Origin of the sequence: Mesorhizobium sp. M5C.F.Cr.IN.023.01.1.1 (genome assembly GCF_003997585.1) — a bacterium.
GTDB classification, from domain to species: domain Bacteria; phylum Pseudomonadota; class Alphaproteobacteria; order Rhizobiales; family Rhizobiaceae; genus Mesorhizobium; species Mesorhizobium wenxiniae.
In genome coordinates this window covers 74,420-90,219 of record NZ_RZSU01000013.1, presented here as the reverse complement: position 1 = coordinate 90,219, position 15,800 = coordinate 74,420, and the positions used below count along the sequence as shown (strand labels likewise).

The window sequence follows — 15,800 nt, the reverse complement described above, 5'->3', positions numbered from 1 at the left end:
AACCTGCGCGTGTCCCTTCGGAGAAGGCGGACTTGACGCTGCCGACGGTACGCCGCAACGGCGACATGGCGCCCGTCCCGGCGGCACTGGCGACGCCGCCGAGACCGGATGCCGCGCCGGCAGCACCAGACTGCCCTAGCGAACCGAGGGAGTAGGCTGAGGATGCGGCGCCAGCCCTAGTCGCGCCGCCTCGAACGGCTGCGGCACCGCCGGACAGGGCCGCGGCCCCTCCTCTCGCGGCCAGTATACCGCCGCCTCCGGCGGCGATGGCGGTGCCGCCAACGGCCAGGCCGGTGCCAACAGCCGCGCCCGCGCTGAGCTGCGGGCCGCCACCGACAAGTCCGGTTGCGATGCCCGGACCGAAGATGCCGAGGCCGAGCAACGACAGCGCAGCGAGTACGACGGCCATGGCGTCGTCGATGGTGGGCGTGACGCCCCCGAAACCGGCCGTGAACTGGCTGAACAGGGTCGAGCCGATGCCGATGATCACGGCGAGCACCAGCACCTTGATGCCGGACGAGATGACGTTCCCCAACACGCGCTCAGCCATGAAGGCGGTCTTGCCGAACAGGCCGAACGGAATCAGCACGAAGCCCGCCAGCGTCGACAGCTTGAACTCGATCAGTGTGACGAAGAGCTGGATGGCCACGACGAAGAAGGCGAGGATGACCAGCGCCCAGGCGAAGAGCAGGCAGGCGATCTGGATGAAGTTCTCGAAGAAGGCGACCCAGCCCATCAGGTCGGAAATGGATTCGAGCAGCGGCCGCGCCGCGTCCAGGCCGGTCTGCGCCACCTTGCCGGGGCGCATCAGGTCCTGCGCGGTGAAGCCCGTGCCCGAAGCCTTCAGGCCGAGGCCGGCGAAGCTGTCGAAGACGATCTTCGCGAGACTGTTCCAGTTGGAGATCAGGTAGGCGAAGACACCGACGAACAGCGTCTTCTTGACCAGGCGCGCCATGATGTCCTCGTCGGCGCCCCAGCTCCAGAACAGGGCGGCCAGCGTGACGTCGATAACGATCAGCGTGCTGGCGATGAACGCCACTTCGCCGCCGAGCAGGCCGAACCCGCTGTCGATGTAGCGCGTGAACGTGCCGAGGAAATTGTCGATAACGCCAGAACCGCCCATGCTTCATCGCCCTTCGGGAGAGCGGCCGAGGAAGCGATCACGGGTCTCGGCCCAGACGCGCAGGCACTCGGCATCGTAGGCGGCTTTCTGTCCGAGCTGCTGACACCGGCGCTGACCCTCGCGCAGAGGATCGTACCCGGGCTGGACGAGACGCTCCGGCGACGACGCGGGCGTCTCGTCCTTGCGACTCAGCTCGATCACCGCCGCCGTGATGGCGACGGCGACGAATATCACCGCGCCCAGCCTGGCCAGCATCCCGCCATCCATCCGACCGCCCTCAATCGCCGCTGTTGAACATCTGGGCGCTGCCCGGCTGGTAGCCGCCGCCCGGTGTCAGGAAGCGGCGGCGCTGCTCGCGTCCTTGTTCGACAGCGGCGGTACGTTCGGCCTCTGTGAGCGCGCTCGCCCGTCCGTTGGCAGCGACCAGGCCAACCAGGTCAGAAAGCTGCTGCGACTGGAGCGCGAGGATCTGGTTGCCGGCCTGCGTGGCCTGAAGCGCGCCGGTCGCACCCTGGCTCTGCCCCACCAGTTCGGACATCTGCGTGCGGTTGGTGTCGATGTTGCCGACGACGCCAGCTTGCACGCGCATCGCGTCCTGCAGTCCGCCGACGGTGTTCTGCCAGCGCGTGCGGGCGTCCGTGACGAGCTGCTGGTCGGTCGCCGACATCGACACGTTGCCGTATTGCTGCTGGAAGGCCTGGTCGATTTGCTGGACGTCGAAGGCGATTTTCTGCGCTTGGCTCAGGAGCTGCTGAGTCCGCTGTACCGATTGCTGGATCTCCTGGAGCGCGGAGAACGGCAGGCTCGCGAGGTTGCGGGCCTGGTTGATGAGCATCTGCGCTTCGTTCTGGAGCGAGGTGATCTGATGCGTAATCTGTTCCAGCGTGCGTGCAGCAGTCAGTACGTTCTGTGCGTAATTGCTGGGATCGAAGACGATCCTCCACGCGTAGGCCTGCGTCGGAAGCATCGGTGCGACGGCGAGCGGAGTCAGCATGGTCGCGGCGAGGAGAAAGGCGCGCAGGCGAGAGCGACGGGTGTTCATGTGTGGACCTCCTTTTCGGAGTGGGGGATGAGCGTCGGGACGTTGGGTAGAAGATCGACCGCCCAGCCCACGCCGCGGGCGTTGAGCCAGGCGGCGAGGAAACCTTCGCGACCGTGTTCGGCGACGATCTGCGCGATCAGCGTCTGGTCGGACTTTGCCGATGCGGCGCAGAGCGCGAGTCCGACTTCTGACAGGCCGAGCTCGAACAGGCGATTGCCCCTCCGGCTCTGGCAGTAGTAGTCCCGCTTCGGCGTCGCACGCGCGAGGATCTCGATCTGGCGATCGTTAAGGCCGAAGCGGCGGTAGATCGCGGTGATCTGGGGCTCGATCGCGCGCTCGTTGGGCAGCAAGAGCCGCGTCGGGCAGCTCTCGATGATCGCCGGCGCGATCTCCGAGTTGTCGATGTCGCTGAGCGACTGCGTGGCGAAGACGACGCTGGCGTTCTTCTTGCGTAGCGTCTTCAGCCATTCGCGGAGCTGGTTGGCAAAGCCCTTGTCGTCCAGCGCGAGCCAGCCCTCGTCGATGATGAGCAGCGTCGGCCGTCCGTCGAGCCGGTCGCCGATGCGATGAAAGAGATAGGCGAGCACGGCCGGCGCGGCGCCTGTACCAATCAGCCCCTCGATCTCGAACGTCTGCACGTTCGAACTGCCAAGGTGCTCGGTCTCGGCGTCGAGCAAGCGGCCATATGGGCCGCCGACGCAGAACGGACGCAATGCCTGCTTCAGGTCGTTCGACTGGAGCAGCACGCTGAGGCCCGTGATGGTGCGTTCCTCGACCGGCGCGGAGGCCAGCGAGGTCAGCGCCGTCCAGATATGCTCCTTGGCCTCGGGAGCCACGGGCACGCGCTCGCGCTGGAGGATCGCGACGGTCCAGTCGGCGGCCCAGGCGCGCTCGTAGGTGTCGTGGATGCGTGCCAGCGGCTGGAGCGAGACGGAAGAGTCGGAGCCTTCGGTCAGGCCGCCGCCGAGGTCGTGCCAGTCGCCGCCCATGGCAAGCGCGGCGGCGCGGATCGACCCGCCGAAGTCGAAGGCGAAGACCTGTGACCGCTCGTAGCGCCGGAACTGGAGGGCCATGAGGGCGAGCAGGACGGACTTGCCCGCACCTGTCGGACCGACGACCAGCGTGTGGCCGACGTCGCCGACATGCAAAGAAAACCGGAACGGGGTCGAGCCTTCGGTTCTGCCGTAAAGCAGCGGGGGCGCGTCGAAGTGCTCGTCCCGTTCCGGCCCCGCCCACACGGCACTCAGGGGAATCATGTGGGCGAGATTCAAAGTACTGATCGGAGGCTGCCGCACGTTGGCGTAGGCATGGCCGGGCAGCGAACCGAGCCAGGCATCGACGGCATTGACCGTCTCGACCATGGCGGTGAAGTCGCGACCCTGGATGACCTTCTCGGCGAGGCGCAACTTCTCGTCGGCAAGGCGCGGATCGGCATCCCAGACGATGATCGTGGCGGTGACGTAGGCCATGCCGGCGACGTCCGCGCCGAGCTCCTGCAAGGCCGTGTCGGCATCGGCGGCTTTGTTGGCGGCGTCAGTATCCACGAGCACGGATTGCTCGTTGGTCATCACCTCCTTCAGGATCGCTGCGATCGACTTGCGCTTGGCGAACCACTGCCGCCTGATCCTGGTCAGCAGTCGCGTGGCGTCGGTCTTGTCGAGCAGGATCGCGCGGGTAGACCAGCGATACGGGAAGGCCAGCCGGTTGAGATCGTCGAGCAGGCCGGGCGTCGTCGCGGTCGGGAAACCGACGATGGTGAGGATTCGCAAGTGCTGGTCGCCAAGGCGCGGTTCGAGCCCGCCGGTCAGCGGTTGGTCGGCGAGATGTGCATCGAGATAGACCGGCGTCTCGGGAACACGAACGCGGTGGCGCTTGGTCGAAACGGTCGAATGGAGATAGGTCAGCGTCTCGGCGTCATGGAGCCAGTCGCATTCCGGCAGGAAGCCGTCGAGCAGCGCTAGGACACGATCGGTGCGGTCGGTGAATGCGCGCAGGATCTCATGCGGATCGACGCCGGACCGTTCACGCCCCTCATAGAGCCAAGCCTCGGCGCGCGCGGCTTCCTCCGCGGGCGGCAGATACAGGAAGGTTAGGAAATAGCTCGATTCGAAATGGGCCCCGGCTTCTTCGAAGTCGGCCTTGCGCTCGGCATCGACCATGGCCGAGGCGGGATCGGAGAACGCGCTCTGCGGGTACGTCGCGGCCTCGTGCCTCTGCGCCTCAACAAAAATGCTCCAGCCGGAACCGAGGCGGCGGAAGGCGTTGTTGATGCGGCCGGCGACGCCGACCAGTTCCGCGGCGACGGCGGAATCGAGATCGGGACCGCGAAACCGCGCGGTGCGCTGGAAGCTGCCGTCTTTGTTGAGGACGACGCCTTCGCCGACGAGCGCCACCCAGGGCAGGTAGTCGGCGAGGCGCGACGCGGTGCGGCGATATTCGGCAAGGTTCATCATGGCCGCGCCCTCAGACCGCCAGATGGCCGGGGATGCGCAAATGCCTGCGCCCGACCTCCACAAAGAGCGGATCGCGTCGCGCCGCCCACACCGCCGCGAAGTGTCCGACCGCCCAGATGACGAGCCCGAGCAGCCAGAGCCGAAGGCCGAGGCCGACCGCGCCGGCGATCGTGCCGTTCATGATGGCGATGGAACGCGGTGCTCCGCCGAGCAGGATGTGCTCGGTCAGCGCGCGATGGACCGGGATTGAAAATCCTGGCACGGCGTCGAGTTGCTCGAAGGCCGTTGCCATCAGATGAGCGCCCCGCCGCCGAAGGAGAAGAACGACAGGAAGAAGCTCGACGCCGCGAAGGCGATCGACAAACCGAAGACGATCTGGATCAGTCGGCGGAAGCCGCCGGAGGTGTCACCGAAGGCGAGCGTCAGGCCGGTGACGATGATGATGATGACGGCGATGATCTTGGCGACCGGCCCCTCGATCGACTGGAGAATTTTTTCGAGGGGCTGTTCCCACGGCATCGACGAGCCGGACGCGTAGGCGGCCGGCGCCATCATCACGCTGACGGTCAGGAACGCGGCGGCCGTCGCGAGGTGGCGGCGGATGCGCAAGGCGCGCTGGATCATATGGAGTCTCCTTCGAGGTTGGTTGTGCTTGAGGTGATGCGGTAGTCGCCGTCAGGGCCGATGCCATCGACGCGGGCGAGTTCGGCGAGCTGGCGCTGCGATCCACGGCCGGACAGCACGGCGACGAGATCGATGGTCTCGGCGATCAATGCGCGCGGGACCGTCACGACGGCTTCCTGGATGAGCTGTTCGAGGCGGCGTAGCGTGCCGATCGCCGAACCAGCGTGAATCGTGCCGATGCCGCCCGGATGTCCGGTCCCCCAGGCCTTTAGAAGGTCGAGGGCTTCTGCGCCGCGAACCTCGCCGATAGGGATGCGATCGGGCCGGAGACGGAGCGAGGACCGGACGAGATCGGAGAGCGTCGCCACGCCGTCTTTCGTCCGCATGGCGACGAGGTTGGGTGCTGCGCATTGCAGCTCGCGCGTGTCCTCGATGATGACGACACGATCCGCACCCTTCGCCACTTCGGCGAGCAGCGCGTTGGTCAGCGTCGTCTTGCCGGTCGAGGTGCCGCCGGCCACCAGGATGTTCGCGCGCGACTGGACCGCCGCGCGAAGCGTGGTCGCCTGGTCGGCGGTCATGATAGAGGCGGTCACATAGTCGTCGAGCGTGAACACCGCGACGGCGGGCTTGCGGATGGCGAAGGCCGGTGCGGCGACCACGGGCGGCAACAGGCCTTCGAACCGTTCGCCGGTTTCGGGCAGCTCGGCCGAGACGCGCGGGCGGCGCGCATGAACCTCGGCGCCGACGTGATGCGCGACCAGGCGCACAATCCGCTCGCCATCGGCGGCCGTCATCGTTTCGCCCGTGTCGGCCAGCCCATCGGACAGCCGATCCACCCAGATGCGGCCGTCCGGGTTCAGCATCACCTCAACGACCGTCGGCTCTTCCAGCAGCCGGGTAATGGCAGCGCCGAGTGCAGTGCGCAGCATACGCGCGCCGCGCTGGATCGCTTCCTGCCTGTGATGAGTGACCGACATATCGTCCCCGTTTCAGCGGGGACGCAACGATCAGTTCCCCGAATGGGGATGACTAAAAGAGCCTCAAATCGGCTTCGTTCAACAAGTTTCGGTCGTAGTAGGGACGCAGCGTACAAATACAGGAGATCGGCGATGATGCCTTGTCTTGAACCGTGGAGGGTCATCACTGAAAGCGTCTTGCGACGCTTCTTGATTCGACGTCTGCGGGATGCAAAGCGCCTGCAATTTGGCCACCGGGATCAGGGATCGATCACCCGTGACTTCCAGCGTCCGGTTTCGACCCATTGTTCGCCGTTCGGAGTGCTGCCGGCGCCGCCCGAAGTTCCGCCAAACGGCAGAGCCGGGGCCGGAAGCGGACCGTCAGCTTGAGGCTGCAGAACTCAAATTGCTGCCACTCGGATCGGCGGACATTCAGGCGACGGTGGTGCGCTTGAGCGCCATTTCTCGCGTAGAATGCCCATGGTATCGATCATTATTCTGTGGGCCATCGATTCGCTGTCGCGGTTGACCTTTTGTTTCTGCTGCTCCGATATAGGATCGCATCACGCTGAACAGAATACAGCTGGTGGCTTGGAAAGCTCGAACCGTTGTCCAACGCGAAACAAATATTGGCGATGTTGCACAGTCGCGCCGAGGGCAACGACGAGCAATTCTATTCGATCGCGTTGCAGGTAGCCGCCTCCGAGGCGCGGCAGGGACGCCGTTCCAGCGCCGAGGCGCTTCGCTCCGCCGTTGAAATCGCACGGAAATCGCGCAGGGAATCGCCCGTCGCCATCCAGTTCGCCAAGCCGCGCGGCGAGTTGGAAGGGCTGATCGAGCATCGGGAACCCCGCTACTCCCTCAAGGACGTGGTGCTGGATCAGACGCTTCGCGCGCGTCTTGATGAATTAGTGCGTGAGCAGCAAAAGCGGAGCTGGCTGCGCGAGCACGGCAAGACGCCGAATCGCCGTGCCCTATTCGTCGGCCCACCCGGCTCCGGCAAGACCATGACCGCCGAGGCGCTGGCAGGGCAACTCCTCCTCCCGCTTTTTGTCATCCGGCTGGAAGGCCTGATAACGCGTTTCATGGGCGAAACCGCCGCAAAGCTGCGGCTCGTCTTTGACGAAACCGTGAAACGGCGTGGCGTCTATCTCTTCGATGAATTCGATGCAGTCGGTGGGCGGCGCAACGCCACAAACGACGTGGCCGAAATGCGACGCGTCCTGAATTCCTTCCTCCAATATATGGAGGAGGAGAACTCGACCGACAGCCTTATCATCTGCGCGACGAACCATCCCGATCTGCTCGATAACGCGCTGTTGCGCCGCTTCGACCTTGTGCTCGCCTTCGACATGCCATCGCAGGCTCAGGTGAAACAGATCATCCTTAGTGCTCTGCGCCCCTTCAAAGCACCGCGTCTTGCGTGGAAGTCACTGTTCAAGGCCGCCGAAGGACTGAGCCAAGCGGAAATCACCCGCGCGACCGAAGACGCCGTGAAGTCGGCCATCCTCAGCGAAACCACCATCGTCACCTCAGACCAGCTCGTCCGGCGTCTGGACGAACGGCGCGCCATGCAGGAGGCGTTCTCCAACACGAAGCCCGGCTAATCCGATATGCCTGATTTCGTCCTGCCTCACCTCGACATTTCCAATCGCCGACAGGCCAGTCTCTACAAGTCACCGCCTCGCAACATGGGAGGCGGGAGCGCCCCGCGCGTTCGCGAAGAGCACGGCGCTATGCTCCTTGCACAATTGCGCGCTGCCTTTCAGGAGGTCGTGGAGGCACCATTGCCGGATGAACGCTTCGAGCGATCCGATGGCGCATATTACGAAGTCGAGCTGCGCAAAGGTTCCGACGCCGAGAATCTCGACAAAAAGAACTCCGGCATTCTGTCCGGCGCGGTAAAGCGGGACGCCGAAACGGAAAAGCTGACTGCCGTCCTGTTTGTGCCCGATGAGTCGCTGCCCGTTCTTGAAACAATATTGGAGGACTATCGTGCGGGTCCGCTGACCGCGAAGGACAAGCCCCAGCATAAATCCTATGTCGAGCCGATCGAGACGATCAGGCGCGCTCGCCTGATGTCCTTCTGGACCGACAACCCCGTTGCGCTTCCAGACGATCCCCAAGCGCAAATCTGGTGGGAAGTCTGGTGTATGCGCGGCTTTGAGGGCGAGGTGCTTCAGGTGCTCGCGCAGCTCGAATGCCAGATCGCCGATGAAGACTATCGCCTGACCTTCCCTGAAACGATCGTTGTACCGGTCTTCGCCCGCCGCGCCGACATCGAAGTGGCGCTGTTCGCCTGCAAAGGCATCACCGAGCTTCGGCGCGGCTCCGACACGCCTTCCTTTTTCATGGAGGAGGAGCGCGAGAACCAGCATGACTGGGCGGGCGATCTGGCGGAGCGCGTTGCATGGCCAGGTGCCGACGCGCCCCGCGTCTGCCTGCTCGATACCGGCGTCAACCGCGCCCATGTCCTCATTGAGCCCGCGCTGGCCGAAGGCGACCTGCTCACCGCCAATCCTGATTGGGTGCCAACCGACAATCAGGCGGACAGCCACGGCACGGAGATGGCCGGACTGGCACTGCATGGCGACCTTTTCGCTGCGCTTCAGGATCAGGGCGAAAGGCCGCTTCATCACCGGGTGGAATCGGTACGCATCATGCCCGCAGACGGCTTCCCGCCGAACGAACCAGCACGGTTAGGTACGATCACCTCCACCGCCGTTGCCCTCGCCGAAATCCAGAACCCCGATTGCGATCGTGTGTTCTGCATGGCAATTACCAACGAGGACGTGTCCGGCGAACGCGGTACAAGCTGGAGCGCGTCCGTCGATCGTGCCGCCATCGGCAGAATGGAGGGTGATGACGCGAACGCCCCGCGCCGCCTGTTCTTTATCTCGGCGGGCAATGTGCCAGCCGTCATGAACTTCGCTGATCTTCAGTCCTTCGAGAACTACCCCATTGAAGACCCGGCGCAGGCCTGGAATGCGATGACTGTCGGCGGATATACGCAGAAGCAGATCATTGATGATGATGGGCTGGACGGCTATCAGCCCATGGCTCCCATGGGTGAGCTAAGCCCTTATTCCCGCAATTCGCTGGCATGGGTACAGGGCAAGACCCCTGTCAAACCCGAAATCGTTATGGAGGCAGGCAACCGGGCGAGATCGCCCAACGGACAGAGCCTTGTTTCCTGCCCGTCGCTTGAGCTGCTGACGACCGGCAGCGAGGCAGACCGTCTGCCCATCGTGAACTTCGCCGCGACCAGCGCGGCCACGGCGCTCGCCTCCCGCCTTGCCGCCCGAATGAAAGCCGAGCATCCCGACTACTGGCCGGAGACCATCCGAGCGCTCATGGTGCATAGTGCGGAATGGACCGACCCAATGTGGCAGCGGCTTCAGGCGACTGACAGCCTCCGCGAAAAACAGCGCCTAGCCCGATGCTTCGGCTATGGCGTGCCGTCCTACGAGCGCGCGACGGCATCGGCGAAGGAGCATCTGGCGCTTGTCGCGCAACAGGCCATCCAGCCCTACAAGAAGAAGGTTACTATCAAGGACGGCAAGAAGTCATACAGCGTGGGCTTCAATGAATGCCACTATTACCCGCTGCCATGGCCCAAAGCGCTTCTGGAGCAGTACGCCGACAACGACTTCATTCTGAAGGTGACGCTCTCCTATTTCATCGAGCCTAATCCGGGCCGGGCGGCTGCCATCGACCCGCAGAAGTACCAGTCGTTCGGATTGCGTTTCGATCTCAAACGCTCGCAGGAGACGGAGATTCAGTTTCGTACCGGCGTCAATGCCGAGGAAACACTCCCCGCAGGATTGGCTGCCGCCGCGCGTCCGAATGACTCCGGCTGGCAGTTTGGGCCAAGCAGCATTTCGGCCGGTTCAATCCATTGCGACCAATGGATCGGCAGCGGTGCCAGACTGGCCTCGCGCGATCTTATCTGCGTGAAACCCGTGGGCGGCTGGTGGAAAGAGAGAAACAGGGCGGAAATCTGCGAGCAGCAGGCGCGCTATGCCTTGATCGTGACTCTGGCCTCGCGGGAGGTGGAGATCGATCTTTACACCCCAATTGCGGTCGAGATCATGCCTAAAGTCCCTGTTGAGATCGAACTCACTGAGTGACAGCAAAAGAGCACACCCGGAGACGGCGGAACGCTACCTCGCTCTCTGGCACAACTTCGCTATGCGCGGACGTACGGGCGATGCCTGCTTCCGGGCGGAGGTAAAGTTCGCCACATGACCACATGCGGCGCGTTGCCGCCAAAGCTCGTTCACTCGGTGAAGGTCAGCTTTCTCGACGTAGCCGCCCGAAACCCGCCAGTCCGTTTCCCACCCAGTTGCCGCCGCGCAGGATATAACGAGCGTTGCCCGATCACCACGAGAGGCACGGTCGCCGGCCGAACGCTATTGATCGACCTTCTCACCCGGAACATCTTCGGGAACCTCCTGCCGGAGCTTCGGCCCTTTGACCAAGCGTCGGCCGAGTGCGGTGATGAAGGCCTCATATCGCTCGCTCGCCTTGGCGCGCGCTGCCTGGGCGGCGGGCTCCGGCAAGGCCGGCGTCGTGGTCAGCCAGAAGCGGACGAACACCGCCAACGTCTCGACTGAGATGCCGATGTCCCGTTCAAGTCGCATCATGCGCCGGTCGAGCTGGTCGAGACGTTTGCCAATCGCCGCCTCGCGTCGCTCGGCCGCATCCGGCGACAGGAATGACGCGATTGCGGCCTCGGCGATCATCGACTGTGGCTGGTTTAGGCGAGCCGCGTAGTCGGCCAGCATGGTCATGACATCCGGGTCGAGATAGGCGGAGATTTTGATCTTCTTTCTGCGACCGGCCATGGCGCTCACAGATCCATGCCGTCGTTCGGATCGAGCGAGACCTGGCGCGCGACACCTTGCATGAGGCGGGTCAGGCGACGGTTGCGCACAGCATCGTCATCATCCCCGTCGTCGCTGGGGTCGATCTCGAATTCATTCTCGATCGGCTCCTTCTTCTCGACCGGGTTAACGCGATTGAGCTCTGGCTGCAGCCGGCGTTCGGACTCGGTCGGGTCTTCGTCGTCCTGCTGCTGCACGCCTGACGTTGCGGCGGTAGTGGACTGGACCGGAATCGGCAACTTGCTCCAGTCGTCGACGTGGACCTCAGCGGGGCTCCGCAGTTCCGGCGGCGGCAGGATGCGTTCCTTGAACCGGGTATCCTCATAGTAGCGCGCCTTCTTTGCCCGGATCGGCGGAATACCCGTTACCATGACGATCTCGTCGGTCGGCGGAAGCTGCATCACTTCTCCCTGCGTCAGCAGCGCGCGGGCGGTCTCCTGTCGCGATACCATCAGATGCCCCAGCCACGGCGACAGCCGGTGGCCGGCATAGTTCTTCATGGCCCGCATCTCGGTCGCGGTGCCGAGCGCATCGGAGACGCGTTTCGCCGTCCGCTCGTCGTTGGTGGCAAAGCTGACGCGGACATGGCAATTGTCGAGGATCGAGTTGTTCGGCCCGTAGGCCTTTTCGATCTGGTTGAGGCTCTGCGCGATCAGGAACGACTTCAAGCCGTACCCGGCCATGAACGCCAAGGCGGTCTCGAAGAAGTCGAGGCGGCCCAATGCTGGAAACTCATCGAGCATGAGCAACAGCCGATGCCTGCCGCGGCTGGCCTGGAGATCTTCGGTCAGGCGTCGGCCAATCTGGTTCAGCAGCAATCGGATCAGCGGCTTGGTCCGGTTGATGTCGGACGGCGGCACGACGAGATAGAGCGTCGCCGGCTGCTCGCCGCCCACGATGTCTCTGATCCGCCAATCACAGCGCCGAGTGACCTCGGCGACGACGGGATCGCGATAGAGGCCGAGGAAGGACATGGCGGTGGAGAGCACGCCCGAACGTTCGTTGTCGGATTTGTTCAGCAACTCGCGCGCAGCACTCGCGATAACGGGATTCGGACCGGCTTCGCCCAGATGCGCGGTCTTCATCATGGCGCGCAGCGTGGATTCGACCGGCCGGTTCGGATCGGACAGGAAATTGGCGACGCCGGCCAGAGTCTTGTTGGGCTCGGCGTAGAGGACGTGCAGGATCGCGCCGACCAAGAGGCTATGGCTGGTCTTTTCCCAATGATTCCTTTTGTCCAAGGACCCTTCGGGATCAACCAGGATGTCGGCGATGTTCTGGACGTCGCGTACCTCCCACTCACCGCGGCGAACCTCGAGCAGCGGATTGTAGGCCGACGACTTCGGATTCGTCGGGTCGAACAGCAACGCCCGGCCGTGGCGCGCGCGGAAGCCGGAAGTGAGCTGCCAGTTCTCGCCCTTAATATCGTGAACGATCGCCGAACCCGGCCAGGTCAGGAGCGAGGGAATGACCAGCCCGACGCCCTTTCCGGAACGGGTCGGCGCGAAGCACAGCACATGCTCCGGACCGTCATGGCGAAGATAATTCCGTTCGAAACGTCCGAGTACCACACCGTCTGGATCGAGCAGGCCGACCGCCTTGATCTCGGCCTTGTCGGCCCAGCGCGCCGAGCCATAAGTGGCGGCATGCTTTGCTTCCCGCGCCCGCCAGACCGACATGCCGATGGCCACGGCGATGGCGATGAAGCCGCCAGACGCTGCGATCAATCCGCCTTCCACGAATATGTCGGGCGCATAAGCCTCGTAGAAATACCACCACCAGAAGATGGCAGGCGGATAGTAGACGGGCCAGCCCGCGACCGCGAACCAGGGCGGACCAAGCTGCGCCTGAAACCCAAGACTCCACGCGACATACTGTGTCGCGCCCCATGTAGTGCATAGGACGATCAAAAAGACGGCGGTGATCTGTCCCCACAGGATCTTGGTCGCGGACATCGCAGGTTCCTTTCCTAAGGTTCAGAGGCCGAGCCCCCGCTTGCGGCCGAAATCCCAATCGACGCCGCCGCTGTCGCGGGCGACACCGGAGACGTGTCGACCGAGCTGCTTTTCGAGGGAGGGCGACCAGGGAACGAGCTGGAAGCCGAGACCGTCGTCGATCATGGCGAAGCGGCCGGTGGCAAGCGCGAAGCGTTGTCGATAGGTGCCGGCGACAAACTCGCCGCTGCCGGCGCGATTGAACGGCAGGCCGGTTTCTCCGGCGAGCTTCTCACCGAGCGCCCCGACTTCCCGATCGCGCAAGGTGTCGAGAAGGCGGCGCGCGAAGACGACGCGCTGGCCTTGCCGCTCCGCGAGACCTTCCGCGATCAGATGGTCGGCGCGCTGTTCCATTGCCTGTCGCACCTCGGCGCCGAAGCCGCCCTCAGAGAGCGCGATCGGCTCACGCGTCACCGCCTGCCAGTCGAGCCATGTCGCTCCGGCGGCGTTCACCTGTGCGTGGATGTCGAGGTCGGAGCGGACGGCGATCGCAACGCGGCGCTCGCCACGCGCGTCCTCATAAGTGCGCAGCTCAACGATCGAGCCCGACGGGCCGTCGCCAGCGGCGTCGAGATGAGGCAGCTTGATATGATGCGCGCGGCCGTCAACCCCGTCGACTAGGGCATAGGCCGTGCCCCTCAGCTCGTCATCGAGTCCGCGCTCGACCAGCCGTCCGATGACGGGCACGTCGAGGCCCTCGGCCGCGAGGACATAACTGGTCGACCCACGATCGATGCCGCGTTCGGTGAGAGCGCGATGCATACGCTTGATGATGTCGCCGCGCTCGCCCAGCTCACGAAGGACTTTCTCCGCCTCTTCCTTGATGAACCACTGAGCCGGGCCGACCTGTCCGGCCAGCCCAAGAATTTCGAGGGTCCGCAGCCGCCCGACCTTCAGCGCATGGAATTCATCAGGCCGACGGTCAGGAAGCGGTGCGAGATCGATGATACCGGCCTTGCCTCCGTCTCGGACAAGCTGGCGATCGAGTTGGGTCCAGCGCTCGGCTTCGACCTGACGTTCCAGATCGCGGTGGATGTCGAGATCGGTCCGTGGGCCAAGCTCCTGCGTGACAAGATCCTGCGCCCTGGCGCGCATGCCTTCCTTGATGTAGTCGCGGGAGATGACGAGGTCCTGGCTGTCGTCGGTGCGGCCGCGCAGGATGATGTGGATATGGGGGTTGTCGGTGTTCCAATGGGCGACGCCGACCCAGTCGAGCTTGGTGCCGAGGTCCCCTTCCATCTGGCCCATCAGTTCGCGGGCGTGTGCCTTGAGATCGGCCATGTCGGTAGCGTCCTCGGGCGAGACGATGAAGCGGAAATGATGCCGGTCGCTCTCGCAGCGCTCTGCGAAGGTACGCGCGTCCATCTCTTCGCTCTTCGGCCCGAACATCCTGGCCTTCTCCCCATCGCGGGTCACGCCGTCCCGGCGCAAATAATTGAGGTGCGCGCCGAGCGGGGCGGAGCGCGCCGTGTGGCGGACGACGCGGGTCTTGATGACGACGATGCGCGAGCGGCCGGTCAGGAGGCGATTAGCCTGGATGCTGGCGCGCTGACCGCGGCCGAAACGCGAGCGGTTGCCGGGCGCGATCTTGCCGGAGCGGGACACGCGACCGCCGGCCTTCCGCGCCGCTGCCAGTGCCTGCGCGATGAAGGGCCGCGCCTGCTGCGCGCGGGTCGAACGAATGCGCCCCGGACGGATGCGAAACTCGCGCTCATCGGCCATGGCGCTGCCCCACGACGTGCAAAATACGTCCAGAAATCAAAGAGATGAGCTGTTTGCGCACGGTGCGCAGAATGGCTGCAACGTGCGGAGCGCCCCGGAAAACCCAGCAAAAACAACCACCCGACCGAAGCGCACGTTGCGCCTTTTTATCTCGCCATCGGACGGTTGTGGTGCCTGGCACCACCCTCTGCGTCCTCGGTGATACGCTGGAGCACGACAGGACGCGATTTACTGCGGAGCCGGTCATTGGACGGCTCCCTTGGCGCCGCGCGTGACGAACAGTTCCTGCGACGCCGGCGTAGGAAGTGCCTTCGATGTCGCCGGAAGAAATGAATGGGAGTCATGCGATCGCAGCACATCGACGCTGGATGCGTCGCCGTCGCGCATGACGAAGACCGCCGACTCGCGCCAGTCGAGCGGCTTGCCGACCGCCGATGCGATCGTCGACGGACGCTCACCGCGCAGCACGGGCGCGAGCAAAGCGACATAGGCGCGCGTCTCGGCCGGCAGCGGGCGGCCCGTGGCGCGGTGCTCGTCGTAACGTGCCGGACCGGCATTGTAGGCGGCGAGCATCGCAGCAACGTTGCGGTAGCGGTCCCACATCTCGCGCAGGTAGGCGGTGCCGGCGAGGATGTTGTCGTGGGGATCATAAGGATTGCGCCCGAGCCTGTAACGGACGCGAAGCTCCGCCCATGTGCCGGGCATGACCTGCATCAACCCCATCGCGCCGGCCGATGACACCGCGCGCACATCGCCGGCACTTTCGGCACGCATCACGGCGACGATCCACGCCGTGGGAATGCCGAACCGGCGCGATGCGGCGGCAATGTGGACGGCATGCGGATGCGTGTCAGTCACGCGGACCGGGACCGCCACCTGGGCCAAGGTCGGAGACGGCGCGGCCGTCGCGAAGGCAAGGCCGGAAAGGAGAAGGAGGACGGTGCGGCGTCGGTCGCCGCACCTCCGGAAGACAGGATCGACGCAGGAATGTGGCATG

13 protein-coding genes are annotated in these 15,800 nt (G+C 64.5%); 2 read left to right on the top strand and 11 right to left on the bottom strand.

What is annotated here, in order from left to right:
- The 7 genes from trbL to trbB form a co-directional block, all read right to left on the bottom strand.
- Positions 1 to 1,123, bottom strand: a 1,123-nt coding sequence (gene trbL, locus EOA78_RS08130) for a P-type conjugative transfer protein TrbL (RefSeq protein ID WP_127314673.1), incomplete at its 3' end; no start/stop codon positions are given.
- 3 nt (positions 1,124 to 1,126) lie between these two features.
- Positions 1,127 to 1,390: a putative entry exclusion protein TrbK-alt gene (gene trbK-alt / locus EOA78_RS08125; RefSeq protein ID WP_127314672.1), complete on the bottom strand. Its 264-nt coding sequence runs from the start codon at positions 1,388 to 1,390 to the stop codon at positions 1,127 to 1,129.
- A 10-nt stretch (positions 1,391 to 1,400) separates the two neighbouring features.
- Entirely contained in the window at positions 1,401 to 2,165 is a 765-nt protein-coding gene (trbJ, locus tag EOA78_RS08120; protein WP_127314671.1) for a P-type conjugative transfer protein TrbJ, read from the bottom strand.
- Positions 2,162 to 4,618: a conjugal transfer protein TrbE gene (gene trbE / locus EOA78_RS08115; protein ID WP_127314670.1), complete on the bottom strand. Its 2,457-nt coding sequence runs from the start codon at positions 4,616 to 4,618 to the stop codon at positions 2,162 to 2,164. Before trbE ends, trbJ begins: the two co-directional genes overlap by 4 nt.
- Positions 4,619 to 4,628: 10 nt before the next feature.
- Positions 4,629 to 4,910: a VirB3 family type IV secretion system protein gene (locus EOA78_RS08110; protein WP_065011092.1), complete on the bottom strand. Its 282-nt coding sequence runs from the start codon at positions 4,908 to 4,910 to the stop codon at positions 4,629 to 4,631.
- On the bottom strand, positions 4,910 to 5,242 hold the full coding sequence (locus tag EOA78_RS08105; protein WP_127314669.1) for a TrbC/VirB2 family protein: 333 nt from the start codon (positions 5,240 to 5,242) through the stop codon (positions 4,910 to 4,912). Before EOA78_RS08105 ends, EOA78_RS08110 begins: the two co-directional genes overlap by 1 nt.
- Positions 5,239 to 6,222, bottom strand: coding sequence for a P-type conjugative transfer ATPase TrbB (gene trbB, locus EOA78_RS08100; protein ID WP_127314668.1), 984 nt, complete (start codon positions 6,220 to 6,222; stop codon positions 5,239 to 5,241). Before trbB ends, EOA78_RS08105 begins: the two co-directional genes overlap by 4 nt.
- Before the next feature lie 587 nt (positions 6,223 to 6,809).
- On the opposite strand from trbB, the gene EOA78_RS08095 reads away from it, so the two are divergent.
- Both EOA78_RS08095 and EOA78_RS08090 read left to right on the top strand, forming a co-directional pair.
- Positions 6,810 to 7,808, top strand: a complete 999-nt coding sequence (locus EOA78_RS08095) for an ATP-binding protein (protein WP_127314667.1) — start codon at positions 6,810 to 6,812, stop codon at positions 7,806 to 7,808.
- A gap of 6 nt (positions 7,809 to 7,814) precedes the next feature.
- Positions 7,815 to 10,331, top strand: a complete 2,517-nt coding sequence (locus EOA78_RS08090) for a S8 family peptidase (protein ID WP_127314666.1) — start codon at positions 7,815 to 7,817, stop codon at positions 10,329 to 10,331.
- A 282-nt stretch (positions 10,332 to 10,613) separates the two neighbouring features.
- Here EOA78_RS08090 and EOA78_RS08085 read toward each other — a convergent pair whose 3' ends face one another.
- The 4 genes from EOA78_RS08085 to EOA78_RS08070 form a co-directional block, all read right to left on the bottom strand.
- Positions 10,614 to 11,048 (bottom strand): CopG family transcriptional regulator, encoded by a 435-nt coding sequence (locus tag EOA78_RS08085; protein ID WP_127314665.1) that lies wholly within the window; start codon positions 11,046 to 11,048, stop codon positions 10,614 to 10,616.
- A 5-nt stretch (positions 11,049 to 11,053) separates the two neighbouring features.
- Positions 11,054 to 13,042, bottom strand: a complete 1,989-nt coding sequence (locus EOA78_RS08080; RefSeq protein WP_127314664.1) for a conjugal transfer protein TraG — start codon at positions 13,040 to 13,042, stop codon at positions 11,054 to 11,056.
- 21 nt (positions 13,043 to 13,063) lie between these two features.
- Complete coding sequence (locus EOA78_RS08075; protein ID WP_127314663.1) at positions 13,064 to 14,803, bottom strand: VirD2 family relaxase/mobilization nuclease; 1,740 nt, start codon at positions 14,801 to 14,803, stop codon at positions 13,064 to 13,066.
- 243 nt (positions 14,804 to 15,046) lie between these two features.
- The gene (locus EOA78_RS08070) at positions 15,047 to 15,799 is read right to left on the bottom strand and encodes a lytic transglycosylase domain-containing protein (protein WP_127314662.1); all 753 of its coding nucleotides are present in this window, start codon (positions 15,797 to 15,799) and stop codon (positions 15,047 to 15,049) included.
- Position 15,800 lies beyond the last annotated feature (1 nt).

Coding starts and splice junctions, on each gene's coding strand:
- EOA78_RS08090 (WP_127314666.1), top strand. CDS start 7,815: ATGCCTGATTTCGTCCTGCCTCACCTCGACATTTCCAATCGCCGACAG.
- EOA78_RS08105 (WP_127314669.1), bottom strand. CDS start 5,242: ATGATCCAGCGCGCCTTGCGCATCCGCCGCCACCTCGCGACGGCCGCC.
- EOA78_RS08075 (WP_127314663.1), bottom strand. CDS start 14,803: ATGGCCGATGAGCGCGAGTTTCGCATCCGTCCGGGGCGCATTCGTTCG.
- trbB (WP_127314668.1), bottom strand. CDS start 6,222: ATGTCGGTCACTCATCACAGGCAGGAAGCGATCCAGCGCGGCGCGCGT.
- trbE (WP_127314670.1), bottom strand. CDS start 4,618: ATGATGAACCTTGCCGAATATCGCCGCACCGCGTCGCGCCTCGCCGAC.
- EOA78_RS08110 (WP_065011092.1), bottom strand. CDS start 4,910: ATGGCAACGGCCTTCGAGCAACTCGACGCCGTGCCAGGATTTTCAATC.
- trbJ (WP_127314671.1), bottom strand. CDS start 2,165: ATGAACACCCGTCGCTCTCGCCTGCGCGCCTTTCTCCTCGCCGCGACC.
- EOA78_RS08085 (WP_127314665.1), bottom strand. CDS start 11,048: ATGGCCGGTCGCAGAAAGAAGATCAAAATCTCCGCCTATCTCGACCCG.
- EOA78_RS08070 (WP_127314662.1), bottom strand. CDS start 15,799: ATGCCACATTCCTGCGTCGATCCTGTCTTCCGGAGGTGCGGCGACCGA.
- trbK-alt (WP_127314672.1), bottom strand. CDS start 1,390: ATGGATGGCGGGATGCTGGCCAGGCTGGGCGCGGTGATATTCGTCGCC.
- EOA78_RS08080 (WP_127314664.1), bottom strand. CDS start 13,042: ATGTCCGCGACCAAGATCCTGTGGGGACAGATCACCGCCGTCTTTTTG.